This window comes from Arthrobacter rhizosphaerae (assembly GCF_023062595.1).
GTDB classification, from domain to species: Bacteria; Actinomycetota; Actinomycetes; order Actinomycetales; family Micrococcaceae; genus Arthrobacter; species Arthrobacter rhizosphaerae.
The window spans coordinates 1-25040 of record NZ_JALLAN010000015.1; the positions used below are offsets into that span (position 1 = coordinate 1).

A 25040-nucleotide genomic window follows, 5' to 3' on the forward strand; every position below is an offset into this window, starting at 1 on the left:
GCGGAACGGCTCCTCTACGGAGGCGACTGGCCGATGTCGATCGCCGCTGGTGGATATCGACGCGTTTTCGACTCGCTCAGCTCGATTGTGTCTGCCTGGCCAGCCCAAGCCCAAGAGCAGTTCTGGTCGGGGACGGCCGCGAGCATCTACCAGGTATCAGAATCCAACAGAAATGGCATCGACGGTGATGTCGGCTGAGGCTATGTTAGTTGACTAAGAATCAACCTGAACGTACGAAGAGGAACCGGAGACAGCATGCAGCGTGTGGCACAAAGAATCGATCTGCCGCGATCAAATCAGGAGGAATACCTACGGCTTCACCGAGCAGTCTGGCCGGAGGTAGAAGCAACGCTCACCCACGCGGGTATCCGTAACTACAGCATCTTCCTGGTCGACGAACATCTCTTTGCCTACTTCGAGGTGGACGATGCAACGTCACTCTCAGAAGCATCCGCGGCTATCGCACAGGACCCCAAGACGCGGCAGTGGTGGACACTCACCGACCCGTTGCAACGACGCCTGGAAGGAACACCCGACGGCGAACAGTGGCTCACGCTCAAGGAAATCTGGCACCTCGACTAAAGGCCCGGCGGTAAAGCCGCATTTATCGCGGAACGGGAGTCCTCTCATCTACTAAGGTGCGGAGTTTGGCATGGGTTCCCTTTGGGCGGCCGCAGGGGCAGCTGGAATGCGCTGCGAGTCCCACTTCGGGCACAGCAGATCCCCTCGTCGGAGGGGTTTTTGCTTTAACGTGTGTACAAAGCTTGTGGTGCGTACCTCTGACGCTAGTACGCGGGCTTTGGCCTGGCCGCCGCGGTGGCCTGTTCAGGTGTGTGGGATGGTGGGGTCAGGACCTTGGCTGTTGGGCCCTCCGCCTGCTGTCGCTGGGTTTATGCGTTCCTCGTCCGGTTCTGTCGAGTTGGTCGTGTGTGGCCAACACCTGTTCATGGTTCGGGGTTGCGGGTACGACATGACGTCGCCGGCTTTGGTGCGAAATTCTTTCTTGAAGGGCTCTTGTTAGATGCAAGGGAGCCGTATGTGCTCGGTTTGTCATGCCAAAGTGGCTGTGGACATTGTCCACACTTACGTCTGCTTTATTTGAGTTCCGTAGTGAGGTGGTAGCGCGGAAGGTGCCGGGGAGCAGCGGGGGGACTGAACGTGTGTGGGACCGGAGCCTTCTTCCGTTCACGGTTTTGCTGTGGTGGATCAGTCATGCCTGTCCATGCTCGGATGGTCGGTATCGATGTGACTGCCTGAGCGCGTTTTTCCCGTGTCGTCGGAGACTCCATTGGATCGCCATCAAATGGAAACCATTGGCGTAGCCGTGGGCGGGCCTGGCTGGCCGGCAGAGAAGGCGCCGGTCGCCGTCGTCGCGGATTCCCGGCCGACGTGGTCGGTGAAGGCCGTCGGGTCGTATACAGCCAAACGAGATGAGGAACTTCGGCATTTTGTGCCCGCCCTTGCCTTACCCCATCTCATACTTGAGGGCATGGACGACCAAGAGCTAAACAAAGTGCTGAGAGCCTACAGCGAAGCTTGGCGCCGGTACGCCTCCGGTCAGGCAAGCCCTCGCGTTGAACCGAAACTCCGTCCGGAAGCGCGAGCCGCCATCGATAAATTGCGCGCTGAAGCGAATCGCGTGCCCGACCCGGGTGGACCGATCACCAACTATGGCGCCGCCCTGGACGCCTGGGCGGCGGCGAACCATCCAGAAATCGATTCGTCCGAGATGTGGATGCATGTCACGGACAAGCTTGTCTTCGAGCACGCCTGGTAGGCCAGCTTGGGTTGCCTTTAAGTTTTTGGTCGCTTATTCTAAAATAGTCGATCAAGAATTGGAGTGGGATGGGACGTAGTCGTGAATATGATGAGGAAAGCGTGCTTGCGGGGGCGATGGATGCGTTCCGCCGGCGCGGCTATGCAAGGGTCTCGGTGAAGGATCTGGAGGATACGACAGGGCTCAAGGCCGGGAGCATCTATAACAGCTTCGGCAGCAAGGACGGGCTGTTCGAGGCATCGTTTGCACATTACAACCGCGTAGTACTCGCTAGGCGTATCGAAACCCACGCTGCTGAGGATCGGGGGCTGGGTGGCCTACGATCGCTTTTCATCTCTCTTCTGCACGAACCGGGAAACGAGTCCTTCGGCTGCCTCATCACCAATTCGGCGGTCGAACTGAACCCCGGACACGAAGCCCGCAAACTGGTCGATGACGGCCTCTCCATCCTCCTGAGTCTCTTTCGGGACCGCCTCACGGCAGTGCACGGAGTGGGCGAGTTGAGGTCTGACGCGAACCCGGAAGCGGAAGCCCTGAGACTGCTCGCCCTGTATCAGGGTGTGCTCGTCCTCATACGATCGGGCTGGGATCACCCAGCCCTCGAAGCCATGATCGATGATTCATTCGATCATTTGGAAAGGAATCAGCATGAACACTGACGGTATCGAGAACCTCTGGGACCAGTACGCCGCCTGTTGGTCCGCTGACCCCGACAGTCGGGAATCGGAACTGGCGAATTGCGTCACCAGGGATGTGCAATACCAGGATCCGAACACCACAATCGACGGGCTATCCGAACTTTCTGGTTACATGGAGGAGTTCCGCTCCATCTCGCCGGCAAGCAGCTTCCGAATCGAGACCGTATTAGGCCACCACGATGCCACCATGGCCCGCTGGTCGCTCCTTGACGCTGAGGGCCGATCCATTGGGACGGGAGCCAGCTTCGCCAGTAACCGGGAGGGGCTCCTCGGCAACATCACGGGTTTCTTTGATGCACCGTGAGTAGCCCAGCGGCGCACGGCCAAGCCCTCAACATCGCTGACCGGCTGGCGGAACTCGGCACCGTGCGAGTCAGTCCTTATTTTGGCGGTGCCGGACTCTCCCTTGGCGGACGGCAATTCGGTTTCGTCATGAAGGACGGATTATATTTCCGGGTAGACCACGGCAGCCTCCCCGAGTTCAAGGCATCTGGGTCTGAACCGTTCCGATATGACACGCGGCTAAGAACGGTCACCGTCGCCAGTTACTGGCAGGTCCCGGACGAAGTCAGAGCCAGCGAGGAACTTCTGGGAAAGTGGGCAACGGAGGCAATACGGGCCTCCCGCCACTGACGTTCCTCTGACACGGATGCAGGCTCCCGGAAAACCAGGAGCCTGCATCCACTTTTACGGCCGGATTTGGGCCATCCGTTGGCGACACGGAAAGTGCGGCAGCATCGTCTTCCTTCATAAGTTCACCAAAGTGGGTTGCCGGGCGGAGCTAGGCTCGCTCAAAAAACTTCACGCCCGGAGGAGCGTTTCTGCAAACCCAGCCGCGTGGGCCAGAGTCAGTGACGTATGGTGTTCTCGACTCCACTCAGGCCGCCGGAGAGGGCATCCTCAACAGTGCAGGGCCTTGTCACTGGCCGGCGAGTGCCTCTTCCAGTCCGTTCAGGATCAGGTCGAGGCCGTACTCGAATTCCTCTCCGTAGTCGTAGCCGGGCTTCATCACGTGGTCCGTGACGAACTCTGCCAGGTTCGGGTACTCGTTGGCGGGGAACGGCTCGAACATGTCCTGGGCCATGGCAGCCATCTCGTCCGTGGTTTCGAAGGGGATGTTCACCTTCGTCAGGGCGTATCCGTAGGTGTAAGCGTCAAGAAGTGAGTAGGCGTGGGCCACCATCCCAATGTCGAAGCCTGCTGAGCGTAACTTGCCGATGACGGCGTCGTGATGGCGCAGGTTGCTGGGTCCCGGACGTCTCCGGGACTCCATCAGCCCGATGGCCCAGCGGTGGCGCGCGAGGACGTTGCGAAGCGATACGGCTCTGGTCCTCATTGCTGTTTTCCAGTGTGCGCTGCCCAGGGGAAGGGCGATTTCGCCGAAGAGAACGTCGATCATTGCGTCGATGAGGTCGTCCCTGTTTGAGATGTGGCGGTACAAGGACATGGGAGCGACCTGCAGCAACCCGGCGACCTGCCGCATGGTCAGCGCGTCCAGCCCTGCTGAATCTGCGTGCTGTATTGCGGTTTGGACAACTAGCTGCCTGCTAAGACCCGGACGAGGATCCTCGTGCTTCCCAGCCGTCGTGGACATGGACACTCCTCTGTTGGGCCAACGGTTAAAGATACCTTTGGGCCGCATGTGTACTTTGTACGCTTATCAATATACATTGTACGCATCACGTGGTGAACGTCCACGCTCTCCACTCGAAAGGGAACAAGATGAAAACTCCAGGCGGAATATTCGCAGAGCAGCCCACGGGGGTTCCTCCGGGCTCGCCGCGGCGGTTGGCGGCGATCGCGGGCGTCTTTTACCTCGTCGTCGGCATTACAGGGGGCTTCTCTGAAGGGTTCGTCGATCCCTCGCTGTATATCGCCGGGGACGCGGCCGCAACCACTGCGAATGTGGTGGCCAACGAGGGGCTCATGCGTCTTGGCGTCGTCGCCCACCTCACGGACGCTGTGTTCTTCCTGCTTACTGCCGTGACGCTGTACCTGCTGCTGAAGCATGCTGGCAAGCACGCAGCGCGTCTCATGGTCCTGGCGGTGATAGTAGCAGCGGGAATCATCTCCATCAGCGCCGTCTTCACGTTCGTGGCGATGCAGGTGGCAACAGACAGCTCCTATGCGACTGCTTTCGGACCCTTAGGATCCAACGCACTCGTCCTGCTCTTACTGGATATCCAGCACTACACGGTCCTTGCCGCCCAGGTCTTCTTCGGGTTGTGGCTGGCCCCGTTGGGATATCTCGCGTACAGGTCGCGGATGTTTCCCAAGGCGCTGGGCGCCATGCTGGTACTCGCCACCGTGAGCTACCTTGTTGACGTCGTTGTGGCATTCCTGCTCTCCGGACTGGCTGAGCAGATCCATGGCTACCTGGGGATAGTGCCCGCCATCGCAGAGATCTGGATGGTCCTGTACCTGCTCATCGTTGGCGTACGCTCTCCACGCCCTATAGATCGGACGCCCACTGAGGAAACGGCCCGATCCCCGCTTCGAGTCAAAGCGCCATGACCTGTCAGTCCATCGCACCGTAGTTCCCACCGATCGACAAGACTCGTCCGTTGCTAAAATGCCCGAGTCGTTCCGGCGTCTTCATTCGATTTCCATACCCATATTGAGCGTATGTGGGCAATCCCTGCTCGGCAGCGGTCGTGATGCCTTCAGGTGACCAATCCCGGCCGGGCTGTCGGTGACGGTCGAAAAGTGAGCCACTATGACGGTTGAAAACGAGCCACCCGTTCCGAACGATTGGATGGGTGATCTTTATGAGGATTGGGCACTGATTCGGCGGTTGCACCTGGCCTAGGATGAGTCGATAAGGTCGAACGTGTGAGCGTCTCGGCAAAGTTGTGTCCTGCGGGTGTGCCATCACGGCTTGGGCGTTCCCCCCTTAACGGTGGTGGAACCGCGGGCCGGGAGCAAGTTTTGCACGATGGTGCGGTCTTCGTGTTCGCGCCAGGCAACGTATACGGTGCTTCGAGCTGATGTGTTGGTCAGGGGTATCGCCCGAATAGTGGGCGGCGCTGCGTAGGTAGCGCTGAGGGGTGCGATCGTGATGCCGAGGCCCACTCCAACGAGATGCATGATTGTTGCCCAATGCGAGGCCTCCTGAATAACATCAGCATGTTTGCCCGCCTCGGTCACCGGAGTGAGATTCGTCCGGTACGCACGTGCTCCTGCCGACTCAGGGTAGAAAATGAAGGGCTCGTCGCCTATGTCTCCACCTGTGAGCGTTTCCGAACCTGCCAACGGGTGATTCAAGGGAAGAACCACCCTGAAGGGTTCGGTGGCGATGGCTTCAGTAAGCACACCCGGCGAGGGGTCGGGATCTCGGACAAAGGCTGCATCAATCTCACCCCTGGCAAGGATCCACATCAGGTGGGAAGTGAATCCCTCATGAAGATGCACCCGGACATTTGGGTAGTCGAGCCGGTACCGCTGTATCTGGTCGGCAAGCCCCAATGGGAGCGTGGAGCTCGCGAACCCAACGTGCAGCGCTCCGCTTTGACCGCGGCCAACACTGCGAACCTCGGCAAGGTCCCGCGTGGTCTGCAGAAGAATCATTTTTGCACGTTCACGCAGCACAATTCCTGCGGGAGTCAGCTCCACCGACCTGGACGTCCGATGGAAAAGCCTGGTTTCGAGATCCGCCTCCAGTTTTCTGATATGTCCGGACAGGGCAGGCTGCGCAATTCCAAGTGCTTCCGCTGCGCGCCCGAAGTGGAGTTCCGCGGCCAGTTCGACGAAGGACCGGAGATGCCGAAGCTGTATATCACCAGCCTCAACGCGCCTCCCTCCTCGGGGTTCGTCACGATGCTCAAGATCCATACAGTTATCTTATCAATCATGTACAAACTGTTATTGGACTATATTGATCCCTTCAAGGATGCTTACAGGATGAATCAGGAGCCGTCCCAGGACCTTCTTGGGCAAACAGCAAGAGCCATCATCTCCCCGTTGTCCAGCACCAGCGACGCATACGCTTTCAGAGAGCTCAATGAGGAGTGGATCAGCAAACTGTTTGCCCTTGAGGACGCCGACCGGCTAATTCTCGGTGATCCGCAATCTGAAATTATCGACAAGGGCGGCCAGGTCCTGCTGGCCCGTACCAACGGCATCGTGGTGGGCTGTGTGGCGCTGGTCCCGGCCGGCAACGGCGTCTTCGAGCTCTCAAAGATGACCGTTTCCCCATCGAGGAGAGGGAAGGGCCTGGGACGCGCCATCGTCATGGCCGCAATCGGAAAGGCCCGGGAAATGGGTGCGTCCACGCTGTTCCTGGGAAGCAGCACCAAACTCGCGAACGCTGTGCGGCTCTATGAATCTGTCGGTTTCCGCCACGTGCCGCTCGACGAGCTCGGCCCGCTGCCCTACCGCAGGGCAGACGTGTTCATGAAATACGAATTGTGAGCCGCGGGCAACAGCCGTGCCAACAGGACTCACTGCCGCCACGCTTCCTGCAACTACGGTGATGCCATGAAACGCATCGGGTTGCTCGGAGGCATGAGCTGGGAGAGTTCAGCACTCTACTACTCGCTGATCAACGAGCAGGTCAGGGAGCGCATGGGAGGCCTTCACTCGGCCTCCTGCATCATGTCCTCCGTGGACTTTGCAGACATTGAACGACTGCAGCACCAGGGTGATTGGGCTGGGGCAGGCGAACTGCTTGCCACGGAAGCCCGGCGCCTCGAATCGGCAGGGGCTGAACTTCTGTTGCTGTGCACTAACACCATGCACAAGGTCGCCGGCGCCATCGAGTCGGCGGTTTCCATTCCGTTCCTCCATCTTGCCGATGTCACAGCGAAGGCGGTGCTCGCGTCGGGAATCAACACGGTAGGGCTCCTCGGGACACGCTTCACCATGGAAGAGTCCTTCTACACGGAGCGCCTTGCCTTGCACGGGTTGACAATCGTCACTCCGGACGCGGAGGACCGGGCCCTAGTAAACGCGGTCATCTACGACGAGTTGGTCCTCGGAAGGATTCTCACCGGTTCCCGGAACCGATACCAGGCGATCATCAATCGCCTGGGCCAAAAGGGCGCCCAAGGCATCATCCTGGGATGTACAGAAATCGAGTTGCTGATCCGTCCCAAAGACACCCCCCTGCCGCTGTTTGCCACAACGAGTCTGCACGCGAAGGCCGCCGTCGCGGCAGCGATGACGTGAGAGCCTCTAGCAAAAAAAGTGTGGACAATGTCCACACTTTTCGCTTCGGATCGGTTCGTACATCGGCCGGACTGGCTCGGATTGCCTATGTTTTCCGGACTTCCGAGTGTTTATAGGGGTTGGAATGCGGTTCGAGTCCCACCTCGGGCACAGCAGATCCCCTCGTCGGAGGGGATTTTTGCTTTAACGTGTGTACAAACTGGCTGCGGTACAGGTTGTTGCAGGTCCTGTAACTACTGTGAAGGACTTCATATATTCGGGGAAGACGAGCTTTCTTATACGAAGTATTTGTCCTGTTGATAGTCATTTCGGTCCTTATATGAGGCCCTGTTCCCACTGCTGCGCAGCTGGATTTGGGAGAACGAAGGAATCTGGGAGGTTGCTTTCGGAGGCATCTCTGATACCACTGGACTATTACTCGCCCAGGGGCGGAACACAGACTGCCGCCACGCACTGGACCCTAACTATGGAAATATCATTAGATGCAGGAAACCCATTGCGGCATGACTCAGGAGCAACCCTTCCGGGCCTACATAGGTAGTCCTCCCCGCAAGGCTTGCTGGAGTCAAAAATGTCCAGCTCCTTCTTGCGGAGGAGTTCTCGGAGCTGCTTCAACTCATGGGGTAGAAAAAGCCGAAACGTAGGTTTTCATTTGTCCGCTGTACGCGTGGAGTTCATCCCTGGTGCAAAGCTCCCATATAGGGTTCACGTCCGGCTTCATCCGAAGAATTTCCTCCGCGATTATTCGTGCTTCCACCTGATAGCGGAGCTACCTCTGGATCAGCATTCGGAGTGCAAATCGGGGAACCGGCCGAACCCGGGAAGCTCGAAGGACGTCAGGCCTATTTAGGTATGTGGTGTGGTGGGTTCAGGACCTTGGCTGGTGGACCCTCCGCCTGCCGTGGTGTTGTTTCGTGGTTCCTTGTTCCGGTTCTGTCGGGTTGGTCGTGGGTGGCCAACACCTGTTCATGGTTGGGGACCGCGGGTAGGACATGACGTCGCCAACTTTGGTGCCGGATTTCTCTTGGATGGCTTCTGGCAGACTTTCGGGGGAGCGGCCTGTGGTTTCTTTGTCCTGCTAAGTGGGTGTGGACATTGTCCACACTTACCTCCACGGCGGGCCCGTCTCATGCATTGCTACAGTGACCCCATGAGCATGTCTAGAGGGGAACACAACCCGTCGGACGCCAAGCCAGCGGCCCTGCCGGACAGCCCGGTCGGCGTCGGTCCTGCTGCTGTTGAACCCGCTGATGGGACGGTCCGGAATCCTGCTTCCCGGCCCTCTATCGCGTCGGCTGTCCGGCTGCCTCAGCGGCTGCCCGCCTGGCTGGTCCGGTATCCGCTGCATGCAGGCTGGGCGTGGACGGGTTTCTGGGCGTTGTTGATCGTCGCCGACGAATTCGTGGACCTGGCAGGCTGGACCTGGTACGTGCTTGTGGGGATGGCTGCCCTGCCCACAATGGCTTGCACCGTGGCCGTGCTCCATGCGACCCCGCGCCGGTACCTCAAGCCCCAGAAAGAATCGGTGCTTGCGCACTTCTTTGTCCGGTTCCTCGCGCTGACGGCTGCATTTATGGTGTGGGGCCTGTCCGTGGTGGCCAGCGCCTCGATTTCCACAACAGTGCAGGCACTGGCCGGGAAATCGGAGAGCGCGGTGACGTCGTTGGGGTTCAACCTGCTCCTGGCGGCGGTCCCCGTGGTTGTTTCGGTGTTGTGGATGGCGCTTATTGTGCGCTGTGCGTGGTTCCTGCGCCGTCTCCGCGGGTGGCGCCAGAACCCGCAGGATTCGCGGCTGCCCAAGAGCTTCCTGCAGCATTCGCCCCAACTCCGTCGCGTTGTGTTGGGACTCGCCCACCCCGGCCTGCTTCTTGTGGCCGGGCTTGGCACGTCGGTTCTGGCACTCTTCCTCGGCGCCATCGAACTCACGCTCAACCTGATGGCCTGAGGACCGGCAGCTTTCGGCAGGAAAGAGACCTCTACGCTGGGTGCCGGGCCGCGCGGCGGCGGGAATGACGGGAACGTACGGCCGTCACCTGTGTGCTGGTCACGGAGGCATCGGCAGTTTTGGTCCTGCACCTTTTCCTGGGAAGTTCCCGCGCCGTTGCGGCCAGAAGGCAGGGCACGGGGTCGCTTGGAGCGGTTAAGTGTGGCGCATTTCGTGTATGAACCATTCACGGATGAGGCTGACCCTGGTGTCGCTTGGGTCTCTTGAGAGGAATACGTACTTGCTGCCGTCTTCAACGAAGCCGAAGGGTGCGACGAGACGGCCGTCGCGGAGGTCGTCCGCGACCAGGAAGTAGGGGCCGATGGCCACCCCAACTCCGGCCACGGCGGCCTGGAGAGAGAGGTAGAAGTGCTCAAAGGTCGTCTCACTTATGACTGGGAATTCGGGTGTTGGGGCGTTTTCTTGCCAGTCCATCCAGGCTCCGGGCCGTGTAGCCGAATGGAGCAACGTAAGTGACTCGAGGTCATCAACTGACGAGATTTTGCTTGCCAAGTCCGGGCTGCAGACAGGGCCGATTCTTTCGGACGACAGGATTGTGTTCTCCATATGGAGCGGGATGGCGAAGTCGTTGCGGCGCACGGCTATGTCTACGCCTTGGCGTGCAAGGTCGATTCTGCCGCCTGCGCCGGAGAGGTGAATGTCAACGCCCGGGACGGCTTGATAAAGGGCGGGCAAGCGCGGCAGAAGCCATCGCATCAGCAGTGTGGGTTCGCACGACAGAACCAGATTGTCAGTCTGCCGGAGGCGTTGAACACGCCTAGTTGCTGAAGACATAAGGTTCAGGGCGTCGGTTATCTGGGTCGCGTAGTCGGCCGCGGCCTGCGTTGGAACGATCGCACGGTTACGGCGCTCAAAAAGGTTCAGGCCCAGAGAACGTTCGAGCGCCTGAATCTGCCTGCTCACTGCGCCATGGGTTAGGTGTAGCTCCGCCGCCGCTGCAGTGACACTTCCGAGTCTGATCGCGCTCTCAAAGGCAACCAATGTCCCCAAGGGTGGTAGATCCGGCCAAGTCATGTGAAAAATTCTCACACATGTGTGCCAAACAATCCATTTTTATTTGTTCCTCTCAGTGAAATAGTTGAGGAAACCTAACGCGATGGAAGGAAAATGTTGGAACACGTTACGCGGTACGAGGGATTAGGAAAGTTCTCCCATACCTGGCTCCACCAGCTGTGATGCAGTTCAAGATTGCCGTTCTCGCTGATGACCTAACGTCAGCGGGCGATGGTGCCGGCCCTTTCCGCGAGCTGGGGATCCCTGCGAACCTCTTCCTCGGAGCGATCGAAGGTGACCTTCCGGTTGGTGTGTCCGCCGTGGATGCCAACACGCGTTCCCAAAATGTGGGCGCGGCCGTCTCCGAAACAGTCCGTTGCATCCAACAGATCAAACATGCCGACGTCCTGTTCAAGACCATAGACTCCACAATCAGGGGCCATGTGGTCGCTGAGGTCGAGGCGGCCCTTGCCGAGAGCGGGCGATCGACCGCAGTGATTGCACCGGCATTTCCTACCGAGGGACGAACCACCCTTGACGGTATTCAGCTCGTTGATGGTGTTCCCGTGGCGGAAACCCATTTCGGCCTGGACGCTGGGAATCCGGCAAAGGAGAGTGACATCAAAAAGCTCTTTCCCCAGGCTGGCTTGATCACTGCAGCCTCCCCATGGGAACACCGCGTGGGCGAGGAACGGATCCTGATAGCGGACGCCTGTTCAGACGCAGACCTGGATCGGTTGGTCAACCATCCGAAATCACTATCAGACGTTCTCTGGGTTGGATCGCCTGGGCTGGCAGCTGCTGTTGCCAAGAAGTGCGCCGCTTCATGGACTGTTCAGCCTGCGCCTGAGGCTGCGGCGTCAACTCGGGTGCTGATTGTCGTGGGGAGTCTGCATCCATCAAGCAGAGAACAGCTTGATGTTCTCGTGGGGCAGTTGCCCGCTCATAGTCAGGATCCTGCTGATGGGGGCGAGAGCCAAGCCGGGCTGGTAGAAAGAATCGCCAAGGAGCTGTCCTGCAGCGGCTACTCGGCCGTGCACGACCCTTTTGTCTCCCACTCCAAGGATGAAGCCGACCACTGGCTGGCTTCGACCGTGGCGGAACTTTTCGCCGCAGATGCATTTGACGCGCTGATACTAACCGGCGGCCAGACCGCGCGAAGCGTACTGGACGGACTAGGTTCACGCCGCATCGAAGTCATCTCTGAGCCTGAGCCGGGTATCGCTCTCGGAATCCTTGACCACCCCGCCCGTATGCCGGTCCTGATCAAGGCCGGCGGCTTCGGCAATCCCCGGACGCTCGTCCGACTAAAGAACCTTTTGCTCCAACTCCAAGACACTGAGGAAGAATCATGAAACCAATTGCTCTGACGATGGGAGACCCTTCGGGGATCGGCCCGGAGATCGTTATGAAACTGATGGCCGAGCCGGGACTGAACATTCCTGCCCTTGTCATCGGTGACGTCGGAGTGCTGAACAGGGCAGCCAAGCAGAGCAACATCCCGTTGGAAGCCCGGCCTATCACCTTGTCCGAGTTCCGCCCGGACGCCTCTTTCGTTCAAGTGCTCGCTATAACAGAGTTGCCAGAAGACCTGCCTTTGGGGAAGGTCCAGGCCCAGTCCGGCCAGGCGGCCTTCGACTACGTCAAGGCGGGCATTGAAGCTGCTCTCGAGGGTGAGGTTTCCGCTCTGGTGACGGCCCCCATCAACAAGGAAGCGATGCGCTTGGCAGGCCTTCCCTATCCCGGCCACACCGAAATCCTGGCAGAACTCAGCAACTGCGATGACTACACGATGATGATGTCCAGCGACGACCTTCGCGTGGTCCTCGTGACCATCCACGAATCCTTGAAGAACGCCATCGAGCTGGTAACTACGGAGAGCATTCTGCGTGCGATTCGACTCGCCCACACCGCCATGGTGAAGGCCGGGATCGCCGAGCCACGGATCGGAGTCGCCGGCCTGAACCCGCACGCAGGCGAGAACGGCCTCATGGGAACAGAGGAACTGGAGATCATTCAGCCGGCAGTCGAAAAAGCCATCGCTGAAGGAATTTCAGCCTCCGGCCCATGGCCACCAGACACGGTGTTCCTGCGTGCACGTCAAGGCCATTTCGACGTCGTGATCGCCCAGTACCACGACCAGGGCCTCATTCCATTCAAGTACCTCGGTCTTGAACGTGGCGTCAATGTCACTATCGGTCTGCCGTTCGTGCGGACGAGCGTTGATCACGGGACGGCCTTCGACATCGTCGGCCGCGGCATCGCCGACCATCGCAGCCTGCTTGTAGCGCTCAAGCATGCCGTCCTAATGGCAGGTGGACAGTGAGTCGAACGGTACCTGCTTGGCCAACGGCTGACTGAAGCCGGAGGCGTCATCATCGCAAACCTGGGCCAAGGCCCTCACAGGGTCGGGATTCCCGGCCGCCTATTCTCTAATTTGTCCCCCGAAAGGAAACTGACTCCGATGGAGTTCATCTTTATGCTCACCCGCGACGATCAGACCGTCGAAGACTGCCTCAGCGTTCTGGCTGATATCGAAGACGTCCCTTTGAAGCACATCGGCTTCAAGGATGTCGGTGTAACCCCTGAGGTCCTCCGTGAACTTCACAAACGAATCAAAGCGCGCGGAGCAACAAGCCACCTCGAGGTAGTTAGCACCAGCCGTGAGGCCGCATTGCAATCAGCCAAAATGGCAGTGGACCTAGGTGTGGACCACCTCCTTGGCGGCACCTTCGTCACCGAAACGCTGGAGATACTCTCCGGGTCGAACGTGCAGTATCTCCCGTTCCCGGGGCACCCGACAGGGCACCCCACGAAACTCGGTGGAACAGCGGAGGAAGTCGCCGCTCACTGCATCGCGTTTGAACAGGCCGGAGCGGGGGGAGTGGACTTGCTCGCCTTCCGCGCAACCGACGCCGACCCGCTGGACCTGGTGAAGGCGGCGCGAAAAGCCACCCAAGGGACCCTCGTGGTTGCCGGAAGCATCTCTTCCATCTCCCAGATTGAAGCACTAGCTGCAGCGGGTGTAGATGCCTTTACCATCGGCCAGGCTGCCTTCACCGGGACCATCTTTCCACGGTTCGGTTCCTTGCGCAGCCAACTCCAGGAAGTGCTCCAAGCAGCAAGAGACACAGCGAAATCCTCTGCACTCAACTGAGCACGAGCATTCGCATCCTTTGAAGCCGTGCACGCTGGCCACTGCCCATGGCGGAAGTGGCCAGCGTGGGATCGAGCACCACGCCGGCGACAGGGATGTCCTGCTTGGACCTAGGCTCGCGTCCTATCAGTCGGTACAGACGTTCCTTTTCGATCTGGTCGCACGACCCGTGAATGCGTGCGTCGGTTAGACCCCTTCACTACTCAAAGGAAGACCAATGCTGCGATCTCTCCTCGTAAGCGATCTCGACGGAACCCTACTCGACTCAAACAAGCAGGTCAGCGCGCTATCGGCAAGGATTCTTAACAAGTTCATTTCCTGTGGCGGGCTCTTCACGGTAGCAACAGCGCGCATGGTCTACGGATGTCAGGACCGGCTATCTGAGCTTGATCTTCAATTGCCATGGATTGTCATGAACGGCGCCGCACTTTACTCACCCTTGACGCGTACATATGAACATTATTTCTCTGTGGACCCGGCCAATCTTGAACACCTTGCAACGATAATCGAGCAAACGCAGGCAGGCGCCTTTATTTACGCCATCAACAAGGGGCACCTCGTGATCGGCCATGCCCGAAATCGGGATCTGGAGTGGACGCAATACAACAGTCGGGCGGCCAGAGAGGCAAACGTTCCCATAAGCAATATCGGCTATGGCAACTGGTCAGCTCTCGGTAACGTGGTCTATTGCGCAGTCGTAGGGACAAAAGAACAGCTGGCCTCGATCGCCATGTCCGTCCTAAACATAAGTGGACTTCGCGCCTTCCCGTACAAGAACGTCTACAGCAACACAGAGTGCTTGGAGATCGCCAGCAGCGAGGCGGGGAAAGACAACGCGGTTAGGCTCCTCTCTTTGGGCCTCGTTGCACAGGAGCTCATTGTCTTTGGCGATAACTACAACGACCTGGAAATGATGCGCATGGCTGATATCGCTCTTGCCCCTCACGGTGCAGAACCTGAAGCAGTGGCGGAAGCCCACCGAACCATCGAATCTAATGACGACGATGGAGTCGCACGAGAAATTGAACGTCGTTTCCTATAAGCGTCCCGACAACAGCATGCGCTGCGTTGTCGCAGCGGCTATACGAGCCATTCCAAGCCTTCTACATCCTCATCCTTGAAGAATCCCGAGCCTTACTCCTGTGACGCATCATGCGATCCCCGTTTCAGGTCTCGGAACCTAAATCCGTTATTAGCGTGCCAAATCTGGCTGGCATCATCTTGCTCCTATCTGGAGCGCCATCACCGCTTGGCAGATCCTTCCACACGAGTTCGTCAACCCAAGGGAACAGCAGATAGCAGCCCTCCGGGCAGGGGATCCATAGTAATCCCCTGCCCGGATGCTGCTTAGTACCTGTGGACAGTTATTAGTTGGTGGAAGGTGTTGGTGGGGGTGTGGGGATGGTTTTATACGAGTCAAGGTACTGGGGTTCGAGTATGGCGTATTCCATGCCCCATTTCTTAAGGATGTCTTTGTATTCGGGTAGCGATGCGAGGTGTTTTATACCTTGTACGAGAGCGGGTGTGAGTTCTGAGTCCTTTGGCGTTGCCATGGAAAGGATAGTTCCGGGGATGGTGGCTCCGAGTTCGATTTCTCCCGGGTTTTGTTTGGCTGCCCAGCCGGCGCCTGGCGCGTCGACGTAGCCGGCGTCGACCTGACCGCTTTGGAGTTGGAGGAGCAGTTCTTGCTGGTTTGGCACGGTGATCAGGTTGATCGCTGGCTTTCCTTGCGTCTGGCACTCCGCGCTGTATGCAGGGCCTTTGGTTACTGCCTGGATGCTTCCTAGGACGACGGCTACTTTATGGCCGCACATGGTTTTTTCGCCGATATGGAGCGGATTTCCAGGCCGGGTAGCGATTCCGAAACCACCACGGGCGTAGCCAATGAGGTCGATGACTTTCAAGCGGTCCATGTTGACGCCCATGTCCGCGATCGCGGCGTCGAACCGGCGGGCTTGCAGTCCGGGAATGATCGCATCGAAGGTGGAGCTCTTGAAGACGATTTGGATGTCGAGTATTTGCCCGAGGGCTCTGGCGAGGTCGGCGTCCATTCCTACGAAAGCCTTCCCATCGGAGCCTGTGAAACTAGTGGGCGCAGCCGTTGGATCTACTCCGAAAACCAGCACGCCCTTGTCCCGGATGCTCTTGGGCAGAAGGGAGGCTGCAGGGTCATAGCTCGTGATTCCGTCTACGGTCGTGTATTCCTTGACGGTTTTGGTGTCGGCGGGTTCGGGCATTGCGCCTTGGACCTCGATAAGTTTCTTGGCTCCGCCGGTGTCGAGGGAAGCTGCAGGGCTGCATGCTGTGAGGGCGAGCACGAGGCTGGCGAGCCCCACGCTCCAGATGTGTGGACGTTTGCTGTGGTTTTCTGGTTTCACTGGGGTACCGCACCTAACGTAGGTTATAAGCAGGGAACTGCTCGGGGATGATGGGGACTGTGGTCCGGTTCGTAGAGGACCTGGTCATGGGACTGACTAAGGGATTTTTTTGTGCGCTTGGGATACCGGCGCGATTCTCTCGCCATGGGACTAGTCATTCAGACTTCTGTGGGCACTGGCATCTGCCTCCTTTACTGTCTCGCTTTCGTTCCCGGTTCATCGAAAGAAATCCGTCCCAGGGACAGCTGAATTCCGTGTTGTTCGGGAGGACTGTTCAAGCGTCTTCGCCGCTCGTTACTGCGGCGAGCTCAAGGTCGATCGCCCGTCGGAGGCGGATGATGCCTTCCTCTGCCCGTTCGGGAGTGGTGGAGGCGAAGCAGAGCCGCAGGGCGTCGTCGAACTGTCCGCTCGCGGATAATGCCGGCCCGGGAATGAAGGCGACGCCTTCGGCGAGTGCCGTCTCAAAGAGCTTCCGGGTGGAGATCCGTGCATCCTCGCCCTGGAGTGTGAGCCAGAGGAAGAAGCCGCCTTCGGGGTCGGTGGTGGTGATGCGGTCACCGAGATGGCGGCGCAGGCTTTTCTGCATCGCGTCCTTGCGGCGCTTGTACTCCGTGCGCAGGCTCGCAAGGTGGTTTTCCAGGCCCCCTCGGAGGATGAATTCGGCCACTATTTGCTGAGCGGGAACGTTGGTGCACGTGTCCATGGCCTGCTTGGCGTTGATGACCAGCTGGCGGAGACCGGGATCCGTGTCCACCCAGCCAACGCGCAGGCCCGGAGCCAGGATCTTAGAGAAAGTGCGGACCGAGAACAGCAATGGATCGCCGGGGCTGAGTGCTTGGAGGGACGGCAGGTCGTCCCCTTGGAACCGGAGCAGTCCGTAGGGGTCATCGTCGATGATGACGGCGTTCCACTCGTGCGCCAGTTCCAGCAACTGGTGGCGCCGTTCAAGGGAAAGCGTGGTTCCGGACGGATTCTGGAAGTTCGGGATGGTGTAGATGACCTTCGGGGTCCGGCCCGTGGCGGCAACAAGATAGGGGAGTGCCTCCACAATCAGGCCATTCTCGTCGATGGGTGCCTCGAGAAGCTCAGCGCCGTAACTGAGGGCGGTTGCGCTGCCGTTGGTGTAGGTAGGGCTTTCCACGATCACCAGATCGCCGGGATTGATGAAGATCTTGCACGCAAGGTCAAGGCCCTGCATGCCGCCGGACGTAATGGTCAGGCGGTCCTCGGAAGTGGGATTCGAGGTGTTGGCAAGGTACTCGACGAGGGCCTTGAGTAGTACGGGTTCGCCTTCGGTGGCGCCATAAGTCATGGAGCTGTGGTTGATGACCTGCTCAGCGATATCCCGGAATTCTGCCAAGGGCACAGCCTCATCCGCAGGGGAGCCCATGGCGAAGCGGACAATATCGTGCGTCTGGGCTGCCAAGAGGGATGTGCTGGAATCAATGATCGACCCGACGAGGCCGGCTGCGCGGTCAGCCAAAGGCAGGGGAGTACGGGTGGCAACGTGGTCAACAGCCATGGCCTGACCGCCTTTCTGGGTTTTGATGAATTGGGCGTTTGCGAGACTCCCCATGAGAATGAGGTCCAAACCCTGCATCCTTCGCTGGGACTGGTTGGAGACAGTGGAGGCGGCAGTTATTGGGCGACATAGCCGCCGTCAACGGGGAGCGAGGCGCCGGTGATGTAGGCTGCCTCGGGGCTGGCCAGGTAGGCCACAGCGGCAGCAACGTCGGCAGGCTCCGCTATGCGCCCCAGTGGGATCGCGCCGGCCACGCGCCGCATGGTTGCATCGGGGTCCGCCTGGCTCGAAAGCCACTCCGCATAGAGGGGAGTGTTGGTCATTCCAGGCGCCACCGCGTTGACGCGGATGTTATGCGGTGCCAGTTCGACGGCGGCCGCGGTGGTGAGCGCGAGCATGGCGCCTTTGCTTGCGCTGTAGATCGACATCGTGGGTACGCCAATGCTGGCCAGACGCGAAGTGATGTTGATGATTGAACCGCCTCCACCCCTTTCGCGCATTGCTCGGCCGGCAGCCTGCAGGCACCAGATGGAGCCGAAGGTATTCGTCTCGAACGTTTCCCGGACTTCGTCGGTTGGGGTGTCAAGAAGCGGGCCGATGTGGTCGATCGCCGCGTTGTTCACGAGCACGTCCAGGCCGCCCGCCAGGCGTATCGTCTGGTCCACCAGTGATTCTGCGGCGCCTGGTTGGGTGAGGTCCGCACGGATGAAGCGCACCCGTCCTTCAAGCTCACGTGCGACGCGTTCACCTCTCTCCACGGAGCGGCCGCTGATGACTACGGTGAAGCCATCATCTGCGAGTCGGCTGGCGATTTCCGTGCCTATGCCTGAGGTCGCCCCCGTCACCAGCGCGACTCGTCTTTTGGGGGCAGCCCGGCTGGCTCTCGCCACGAGGCTGACAGCAGGGGTAGTCATAGTCATTGTGTGTTCCTCCGAGACTGAGGGAAGGGCCCCCTCAAGGCATCAAGTCCAAGTCGCCTCAAGCATATGAAGCGGAAGCCTTGCGAAGAATGGGCCACGACTTGGCCTTATCCTTAAGCTGGGCTTAAGGGTCCGACACGGATCTTCGCTGTTGGGATCCGGCGTGAGGGCCTACTCCAAATCGCTGGCGGGGCACTCGGAAGCGGCTGCCTGCAGGTGCTTCAGCACAGCTGCGACCGCAGGCCGAGAATGTCCACCACGGCGCGTGACCGCGTAAACGTCGCGGTGGAGCTCCTGCCCCACCGGTCCGGGCCATTCAAAACGGACCGAAGGCTCGGGAAGCGGTGCCGTAGGACCAAAGAAGACCATCCGGGGAATCAAAGCGGCGGCCATGCCGGCAACTACGAGGCCGTGGTGGAGTCGCAGATCCGGGGATTCGAACCGAACCCGCGGCTCGAATCCAGCATCACGGCAGACTCGCCTGGCCCACGCGGATGCGTCACTGTCGGCGGCCTCGAAAACCCAGGGGATGTCGGCAAGTTCCCGGACCGAGTCGACCTCCAAAGGCAGGTAGGCGTCGATGCGGTCCCGCAAAAGGTGAATCGAGGACATCTCAGGGTCCACTCGCCGGGGTGTATTCGGATATTCGTCAATGACCGCTATGTCTGCTCGGCGCCCGGAGACAGCATCCAGCGCATCAGCGGGTTCCACCTGATCAAAATTCACGACGACATCCTGATGAGTTGCGGCCAATCGACGCAGCACATCCGGGAGATAGCGGAGAGCGAAGGTGCCAAATGCGACCACGCGTACACTTCCCTGAACCCGGCGCCGCCGACTCTCGATCTCGGACTCGGCTTCCTCCAGGATGGCCAGAACTTCGTTTCCTCGACTGGCAAGCTTCTGGCCGATGTCGGTGAGTCGAATGTTTCGACCGATCTGTTCAAGAAGGTTCATTCCAACATCGGCTTCAAGCTTGGTCAGCTGCTGTGAGATTGCCGAAGAACTGATGCCGACCGCCCGGGATACCGCCGCGATGCTGCCCCGGGCCTCCAACTCGCGGAGCAGGATCAGACGACGTACTTCAAGCATCCGGCTGCCTCCTCCTCCGTTGACCGACCTGGTTACCTTTGAGCATCACACCTGGTGGCTTTTAGGCAGCCGTCATCCCGGTTGCTACCGGGTACTTTTGTTGGCCGTGACTGCCAGCGCCGTGTATTTGATTTCGAGGAATTCTTCGATCCCGATCTTGCCGCCTTCACGTCCCAGCCCTGACTGCTTCACGCCTCCGAAGGGTGCTGCGGGGTTGGACACAAGGCCCGTGTTCAGTCCGACCATGCCAACTTCCAGTTCGGCGGAGAAGCGGAGTGCCTTGTCCAGGTTTTCGGTGAAGACGTAGCCGACGAGGCCCCATTCGGTGTCGTTGGCGAGGCGGAGCACCTCGTCTTCGCTGTCGAACGCCGTGATGGCTGCCACCGGTCCGAAGATCTCGGTGTTCATCAGGTCCGCGTCCGGGGTGATGTCGGTCAGGACTGTGGGGGTGTAGAAGTAGCCGGAGCCCTCCGGGCGGCTTCCTCCGGTCAGGATGCGCCCACCCTTGGAAACGGCATCAGCCACCAGGCTCTCAACCTTGTCCAGGCCCTTTTGCTCGATAAGGGGTCCGACGTCGATGCCCTCCAGAGCGCCGTTGCCAACCCGCAGTTCGGAGATCTTCTTGGCGAACTTCTCGCCGAATTCTTCGACGACGGAACGGTGCACGAAGAACCGGTTGGCGGCCGTGCAGGCTTCGCCCATGTTGCGCATCTTGGCCTTCATGGCCCCGTCGACTGCCTTCTCGATGTCGGCGTCGGCCAGGACGATGAACGGGGCGTTGCCGCCCAGTTCCATGGAGGAGCGCATCACATTGTCGGCGGCCTGGCGCAGCAGGATCTTGCCGACCTCGGTGGAGCCGGTGAAGCTGATCTTGCGTGCGATGCCGCTGCCCATCCAGGTCCCCACAACGGTGGAGGCGCTGGAGGTGGTGACGACGTTAAGCACACCGTCGGGCAGGCCTGCCTGGCGGAAGATGTCCACCAGGGCGAGGGATGTCAGCGGAGTCAGTTCGGCGGGCTTGAAGACCATAGTGCAGCCTGCTGCGATGGCGGGGGCGATCTTGCGGGTGCCCATGGCCAGGGGAAAGTTCCAGGGGGTGACCAGCACGCAGGGTCCGACTGGTTCCTTGGTGATCATGATCCGGGTGTTGCCGTCAGTGGAGGTGGCGTGGTCGCCCCCGACGCGGACGGCTTCTTCGGAGAACCAGCGAAGCATTTCGGCGCCGTAGGCGACTTCGCCCTTTGCCTCGGCAAAGGGTTTGCCCATCTCGGTGGTCATGATGGCAGCCAGGCGGTCCGTGTTGGCGATGACCAGTTCGAAGGCGCGCCTCAGGATGTCGGCCCGCTCCCGGGGCGTGGACTTCGCCCATTCCCTTTGTACCCGGCCTGCGGCCTCGATGGCTGCGCGGGCTTCTTCCGCGCTGCCATCGGCGACGTGGGCGATTATTTCATGAGTGGCCGGGTTCTCCACAGGGAAGGTGGCGCCGCCGGCGGCCTTCCGCCAAGCGCCATCGATGAAGAGTTCGGTGTGAAGACCCGAGGGGTCGAATGAGGTGCTCATTTCACGCTTTCAAGGGTTGAGGAAGGGAATTGTCGGAGGGGTCCGCTGGGATTTCAAGGCGGAGGGGGTTCGTCAGAAGGCGGTATATCCGCCGTCGACGGGGAGAACCGCGCCGGTGACATAGGAGGATTCCGGTGAGGCCATGAAGAGAACGGCGTCAGCGATCTCTTCTGGACTGGCAAGCCGCTGGAGCGGGATCTGGGCCTCTCGCTGGCGGCGGTAGGCATCGGGATCAGGCCTGCGCTGAATCGAAGCTTCGATGATCGGGGTGGCGGTCAGGCCCGGGGCGACGACGTTGACGCGGATGTTGCGTGAGGCCCATTCGATCGCGGCGCCCTTGGCAAGCATGATGAGCCCACCTTTGGCCGCGGAGTACAGGACCTGATTGGCCATGCCGACCATGCCAAGCCGCGAACTGACCAGGACGAAAGAGCCTCCGGCGGCGGGCATCAGCGGCGCGAAGTGCTTCATCACCAGGAACGAGCTGAGCAGGTTGCTGTGGAGCACGTTCTTCGCGTCCTCGTGGGCCATCTCTGTCAGCGGGCCGCTGACCTGCAGTCCGTGGTTGAGGACGACGACGTCGACAGTGCCGAAAGACTCTGCGGCCTGCCGGGCCAGGCTCTCGACGAACGCCTCCTCGTTGAGGTCTCCCGGGACGTACAGGTCCTCGGGTTGGGCGCTGTCGAGTTGCTCCCTGCGGCCGGTAAGCAGCAAGCGGGCACCTTCGCGGCGGAAATGGGAACTTACTGCCTCCCCGATTCCGCTGCTGGCACCAGTCACCACGGCGGTTGTCTTATCAAGTCTCATGTTTGTTACCCCTTTTGGGAAAAATCTCTTGCTCGGACGCTGATCCGTTCTCGACGGATTAGCTGAGGAGTAGGGCACCGACTGAGAGGGGCATCCGGCACGTCAACTGACGCACCGGATGCCCCTACTCATCAGGACCGGAGAAGGTATTGCTCCTGTCCTATTTGGCTACTACTTGGCTGGCTGCGGTGCGAGGGGAGGGCTCGGAATTTCCTTGTAGGAGTCGAGGTACTTGGCGTCGAGGATGGCGGATTCCATGCCCCATTTGGTCAGAATCTCCTTGTATTCAGGCAGTGTGGAAAAGTGCTTGATGGCTGCTACGACTGCCGGGGTCAGTTCAGAATCCTTCGGGAGCGCCATGGAGAGTACGGTTCCGGGGATTCTGGCTCCCAATTCGACCTCGTTGGGGTTCTGCTTGGCTGCCCAGCCTGCACCCACCGCGTCTGTGTAGGCCGCGTCCACCTGGCCACTGCGCAACTGAAGGTACATCTCCTGCTGATTCGGGACGGAGATAAGGTTGATGGCCGGTTTCCCGTTGGCCTCACACTCTGCGCTGTAAGCCGGTCCCTTCGTTACCGCCTGGGTGCTTCCCAGGGTCACGGCAACCTTGTGCCCGCACATGGTTTTCTCCCCGATGTTGAGAGGATTTCCTACCTTCGTGGCAATTCCGAATCCGCCGCGGGCGTAACCGACCAGGTCAATCACTTCCAAACGAGGCAGGGTCACGCCCATGTCTGCGATGGCAGCGTCGAAGCGTTTGGCCTGCAGCCCGGGGATGAGCGCATCGAAGGTGGTGCTCTTATGGGAAATCTGGATGTCCAGGATCCTTCCCAGTGCGCGCGATATGTCCGCGTTCATCCCGACATAACTATGCCCGTCCGTGCTGACGAAGGTGGTGGGGGCAGCTGTTGGGCTGACGCCGAAAACGATGACGCCTTTGTCACGGATCTTCTTGGGTACGAGGGAGGCCGCCGTTGCATCGGACTTGATGCTGGCTACGCTGGTGTACTCCTTGACGGTGCTTGGGTCAGCGGGTTCCGGCATCGCGCCCTCGACTTCAATCCGCTTGTTGGATTCAGAGGGCTCGGTGGATGCCGCAGTTCCGCCGCATGCTGTCAGCGCCAGCACGACGGCGGCAAATCCGGCACTGAGGACGAGCCGGCGATTGTTGGAGTTTTTGAGTTTCATGGATCAGGCCTAACTTGTTGGGGATGCTAACTGCTGGGGGTGCCTGCCGGGAGAGTCTTCGGTGACTTCCCGGCGGAATTAACAGGTATTAGAGAACCTGGCTGAGGAAGTCTTTGGTCCGGCTGTTTTTAGGGTTGAGGAGTACCTCGGCAGGGTTGCCTTGCTCGACGATGACTCCCCCGTCCAGGAATACGATTTCGTCCCCCACTTCCCGGGCGAAGCCGATTTCGTGTGTGACGACGACCATGCTGGTTCCTCCCGTGGCGAGTTCCTTCATGACATCCAGGACCTCACCCACAAGTTCGGGGTCAAGAGCGGATGTTGGTTCGTCGAAAAGCATCATTTCGGGGTTCATGGCAAGGGCCCGGGCAATGGCAACCCGTTGCTGTTGTCCGCCGGAGAGTTGGCTGGGGTAGTGGTCCGACTTGTTTTCCAGGCCTACCCTTTTCAGCAGGGCATGGGCGCGTTTCACGATGTCGCTCTTGTTCTCCTTTTTCACCCAGCCAGGTGCGGCGCACACGTTTTCAAGCGCTGTCATGTGGGGGAAGAGGTTGAACTTTTGAAAGACCATTCCGATGCGGGAACGTTGCCGGGCGATGCCGTTCTCGTTCAGCTCATGGTATTTATTGTTTCTGAATTCATAACCCATGCGTTCGCCATTGACGAAGATGCTTCCGCCATCTGGTTTCTCCAGAAGATTCATGCAACGCAGCATGGTTGATTTACCTGAGCCGCTGGGCCCTAAAAGGCAGACAACATCCCCGCGGTTCATCGAGAAATCGATCCCCGACAATACCGTATTGTCGCCAAAGTGTTTGTGCAGGTTCTTGACTTCGAGAACTTTATCGGCAGTCATCAGTTGTTGTTGCTTTCTTGTAGGGCCACAATCGGCTGACCGGTTTTGCGTTTCAACACAGCGTTTCGAGGCGTGAATCCCCGGGCGAGCCGCCGTTCGATACGGCTCTGGAAATAGCTCAGGATCGAGGTGATGAACAGGTACCAGAGTCCAGCGACAGTCAAAAGGGGAATGGTTTGGTAATTGGAGGCGTAAATCAGCTGCGCGCTGTGCAGGAGGTCAGCGATACCAACAACACTCACCAGAGAGGTGGCCTTCAGCAGCGAAATGAGCTGGTTGCCTGTGGGAGGGATGATCATTCTCATGGCCTGGGGTATGAGAATCCTCAGCGTATTGAACCTGCCCATACCGAGAGCTTTCGCCGCTTCGGTCTGACCGGGGTCCACGCCCAGGAACCCGCCCCTGGTGATCTCAGCCATGTAGGCCGCCTCGTTCAACGTCAAGCAGAGGATGGCCGCCACAATGGGGGTCATGACAGTATTTGTGTCCACTTGGAAGAACGTAATCCCGAACGGAAGCTCCATACCCAGCGTCGGATATAGTGCAGACAAATTGAACCAGAAAATAAGCTGAACAAGAACCGGCGTGGCTCGGAAGAACCACACGTAAAAGCCCGCCATGGAATTAAGCAGCCTGTTCTTGGACATTCTCATAATGCCGATCACGCCACCGAGCGCCGTCCCCAGCACCATACAGACGACGGTCAACCAAAGGGTAAGAAATATGCCCTCAAGGATAGTCTTGGTGGTGAAGTACTCAGCCACTACATCCCAGCGAAGATTCTCATTCAGCACAACTGAGATGAGCAGTGCCAGTGCAATTCCTGCGACTAAAATTGAGGCCACGATTTTTGCGACGTGACGTCGGGGAACAATGGGGAATGAGTCTTCGGAAACCTCCCCTCCGGGAGACGATACTTGG

The 25040-nt window shown here is 59.4% G+C and carries 25 protein-coding genes and 1 pseudogene; 14 read left to right on the forward strand and 12 right to left on the reverse strand.

Features of this window, described 5'->3' with window-relative positions; all coding sequences use genetic code 11:
• The 6 genes and pseudogenes from MU551_RS17980 to MU551_RS18005 form a co-directional block, all read left to right on the forward strand.
• Positions 1-198: pseudogene (locus MU551_RS17980) on the forward strand (amidohydrolase family protein); the annotation flags it as partial.
• A 66-nt stretch (positions 199-264) separates the two neighbouring features.
• Complete coding sequence (locus MU551_RS17985; RefSeq protein WP_247046908.1) at positions 265-582, forward strand: L-rhamnose mutarotase; 318 nt, start codon at positions 265-267, stop codon at positions 580-582.
• Positions 583-1303: 721 nt separating this feature from the next.
• On the forward strand, positions 1304-1777 hold the full coding sequence (locus tag MU551_RS17990; protein WP_247046911.1) for a hypothetical protein: 474 nt from the start codon (positions 1304-1306) through the stop codon (positions 1775-1777).
• Positions 1778-1845: 68 nt separating this feature from the next.
• The gene (locus MU551_RS17995) at positions 1846-2436 is read left to right on the forward strand and encodes a TetR/AcrR family transcriptional regulator (protein WP_247046913.1); all 591 of its coding nucleotides are present in this window, start codon (positions 1846-1848) and stop codon (positions 2434-2436) included.
• Positions 2426-2779, forward strand: coding sequence for a nuclear transport factor 2 family protein (locus MU551_RS18000; RefSeq protein ID WP_247046916.1), 354 nt, complete (start codon positions 2426-2428; stop codon positions 2777-2779). Before MU551_RS17995 ends, MU551_RS18000 begins: the two co-directional genes overlap by 11 nt.
• Positions 2776-3108: a TfoX/Sxy family protein gene (locus MU551_RS18005; RefSeq protein WP_247046917.1), complete on the forward strand. Its 333-nt coding sequence runs from the start codon at positions 2776-2778 to the stop codon at positions 3106-3108. The genes MU551_RS18000 and MU551_RS18005 overlap by 4 nt, the downstream gene beginning before the upstream one ends.
• A 286-nt stretch (positions 3109-3394) precedes the next feature.
• Here the strand turns inward: MU551_RS18005 and MU551_RS18010 are convergent, their stop codons facing one another.
• Positions 3395-4069: a TetR/AcrR family transcriptional regulator gene (locus MU551_RS18010; protein ID WP_247046918.1), complete on the reverse strand. Its 675-nt coding sequence runs from the start codon at positions 4067-4069 to the stop codon at positions 3395-3397.
• A 128-nt stretch (positions 4070-4197) separates the two neighbouring features.
• Between MU551_RS18010 and MU551_RS18015 the strand changes: the two genes are divergently transcribed.
• A complete protein-coding gene (locus tag MU551_RS18015) occupies positions 4198-4989 on the forward strand; it encodes a DUF4386 domain-containing protein (RefSeq protein WP_247046929.1) in 792 nt (263 codons plus the stop codon).
• Positions 4990-5346: 357 nt separating this feature from the next.
• Here MU551_RS18015 and MU551_RS18020 read toward each other — a convergent pair whose 3' ends face one another.
• A complete protein-coding gene (locus tag MU551_RS18020; protein WP_247046931.1) occupies positions 5347-6306 on the reverse strand; it encodes a LysR family transcriptional regulator in 960 nt (319 codons plus the stop codon).
• A gap of 69 nt (positions 6307-6375) precedes the next feature.
• On the opposite strand from MU551_RS18020, the gene MU551_RS18025 reads away from it, so the two are divergent.
• The 3 genes from MU551_RS18025 to MU551_RS18035 all read left to right on the forward strand — a co-directional run bounded on the left by MU551_RS18025 (position 6376) and on the right by MU551_RS18035 (position 9586).
• Entirely contained in the window at positions 6376-6885 is a 510-nt protein-coding gene (locus tag MU551_RS18025) for a GNAT family N-acetyltransferase (RefSeq protein ID WP_247046933.1), read from the forward strand.
• A gap of 66 nt (positions 6886-6951) precedes the next feature.
• Entirely contained in the window at positions 6952-7641 is a 690-nt protein-coding gene (locus tag MU551_RS18030) for an aspartate/glutamate racemase family protein (protein ID WP_247046935.1), read from the forward strand.
• Between the two features lie 1150 nt (positions 7642-8791).
• Positions 8792-9586: a hypothetical protein gene (locus MU551_RS18035; RefSeq protein WP_247046937.1), complete on the forward strand. Its 795-nt coding sequence runs from the start codon at positions 8792-8794 to the stop codon at positions 9584-9586.
• A 195-nt stretch (positions 9587-9781) separates the two neighbouring features.
• Here MU551_RS18035 and MU551_RS18040 read toward each other — a convergent pair whose 3' ends face one another.
• Positions 9782-10660: a LysR substrate-binding domain-containing protein gene (locus MU551_RS18040; protein WP_247046939.1), complete on the reverse strand. Its 879-nt coding sequence runs from the start codon at positions 10658-10660 to the stop codon at positions 9782-9784.
• A gap of 161 nt (positions 10661-10821) precedes the next feature.
• Between MU551_RS18040 and MU551_RS18045 the strand changes: the two genes are divergently transcribed.
• The 4 genes from MU551_RS18045 (at position 10822) to MU551_RS18060 (ending at position 14838) form a co-directional block, all read left to right on the forward strand.
• Positions 10822-11994 carry a four-carbon acid sugar kinase family protein gene (locus MU551_RS18045; protein ID WP_247046941.1) on the forward strand — a complete coding sequence of 391 codons (1173 nt, stop codon included), beginning with the start codon at positions 10822-10824 and terminating at the stop codon, positions 11992-11994.
• Positions 11991-12965 (forward strand): 4-hydroxythreonine-4-phosphate dehydrogenase PdxA, encoded by a 975-nt coding sequence (gene pdxA / locus MU551_RS18050; protein ID WP_247046950.1) that lies wholly within the window; start codon positions 11991-11993, stop codon positions 12963-12965. The genes MU551_RS18045 and pdxA overlap by 4 nt, the downstream gene beginning before the upstream one ends.
• Before the next feature lie 138 nt (positions 12966-13103).
• Positions 13104-13796: a beta/alpha barrel domain-containing protein gene (locus MU551_RS18055; protein ID WP_247046952.1), complete on the forward strand. Its 693-nt coding sequence runs from the start codon at positions 13104-13106 to the stop codon at positions 13794-13796.
• Positions 13797-14013: 217 nt separating this feature from the next.
• On the forward strand, positions 14014-14838 hold the full coding sequence (locus tag MU551_RS18060) for an HAD-IIB family hydrolase (protein ID WP_247046954.1): 825 nt from the start codon (positions 14014-14016) through the stop codon (positions 14836-14838).
• A 325-nt stretch (positions 14839-15163) separates the two neighbouring features.
• Here MU551_RS18060 and MU551_RS18065 read toward each other — a convergent pair whose 3' ends face one another.
• From MU551_RS18065 to MU551_RS18105, 9 genes are all read right to left on the reverse strand, one after another.
• Entirely contained in the window at positions 15164-16174 is a 1011-nt protein-coding gene (locus MU551_RS18065; protein ID WP_247046956.1) for a transporter substrate-binding domain-containing protein, read from the reverse strand.
• A 274-nt stretch (positions 16175-16448) separates the two neighbouring features.
• Positions 16449-17696 carry an aminotransferase-like domain-containing protein gene (locus MU551_RS18070; RefSeq protein WP_247047462.1) on the reverse strand — a complete coding sequence of 416 codons (1248 nt, stop codon included), beginning with the start codon at positions 17694-17696 and terminating at the stop codon, positions 16449-16451.
• Between the two features lie 116 nt (positions 17697-17812).
• Entirely contained in the window at positions 17813-18616 is an 804-nt protein-coding gene (locus MU551_RS18075; RefSeq protein ID WP_247046958.1) for an SDR family NAD(P)-dependent oxidoreductase, read from the reverse strand.
• Positions 18617-18787: 171 nt separating this feature from the next.
• Positions 18788-19708 carry a LysR family transcriptional regulator gene (locus MU551_RS18080; RefSeq protein ID WP_247046961.1) on the reverse strand — a complete coding sequence of 307 codons (921 nt, stop codon included), beginning with the start codon at positions 19706-19708 and terminating at the stop codon, positions 18788-18790.
• An 84-nt stretch (positions 19709-19792) separates the two neighbouring features.
• Positions 19793-21268 carry an NAD-dependent succinate-semialdehyde dehydrogenase gene (locus MU551_RS18085; protein WP_247046962.1) on the reverse strand — a complete coding sequence of 492 codons (1476 nt, stop codon included), beginning with the start codon at positions 21266-21268 and terminating at the stop codon, positions 19793-19795.
• Between the two features lie 72 nt (positions 21269-21340).
• Positions 21341-22075 carry an SDR family NAD(P)-dependent oxidoreductase gene (locus MU551_RS18090; protein ID WP_247046964.1) on the reverse strand — a complete coding sequence of 245 codons (735 nt, stop codon included), beginning with the start codon at positions 22073-22075 and terminating at the stop codon, positions 21341-21343.
• A 171-nt stretch (positions 22076-22246) separates the two neighbouring features.
• Positions 22247-23263 (reverse strand): transporter substrate-binding domain-containing protein, encoded by a 1017-nt coding sequence (locus MU551_RS18095; protein ID WP_247046978.1) that lies wholly within the window; start codon positions 23261-23263, stop codon positions 22247-22249.
• An 88-nt stretch (positions 23264-23351) separates the two neighbouring features.
• Positions 23352-24119 carry an amino acid ABC transporter ATP-binding protein gene (locus tag MU551_RS18100; protein ID WP_247046991.1) on the reverse strand — a complete coding sequence of 256 codons (768 nt, stop codon included), beginning with the start codon at positions 24117-24119 and terminating at the stop codon, positions 23352-23354.
• Complete coding sequence (locus tag MU551_RS18105; RefSeq protein ID WP_247046993.1) at positions 24119-24964, reverse strand: amino acid ABC transporter permease; 846 nt, start codon at positions 24962-24964, stop codon at positions 24119-24121. Before MU551_RS18105 ends, MU551_RS18100 begins: the two co-directional genes overlap by 1 nt.
• Positions 24965-25040: the final 76 nt, after the last annotated feature.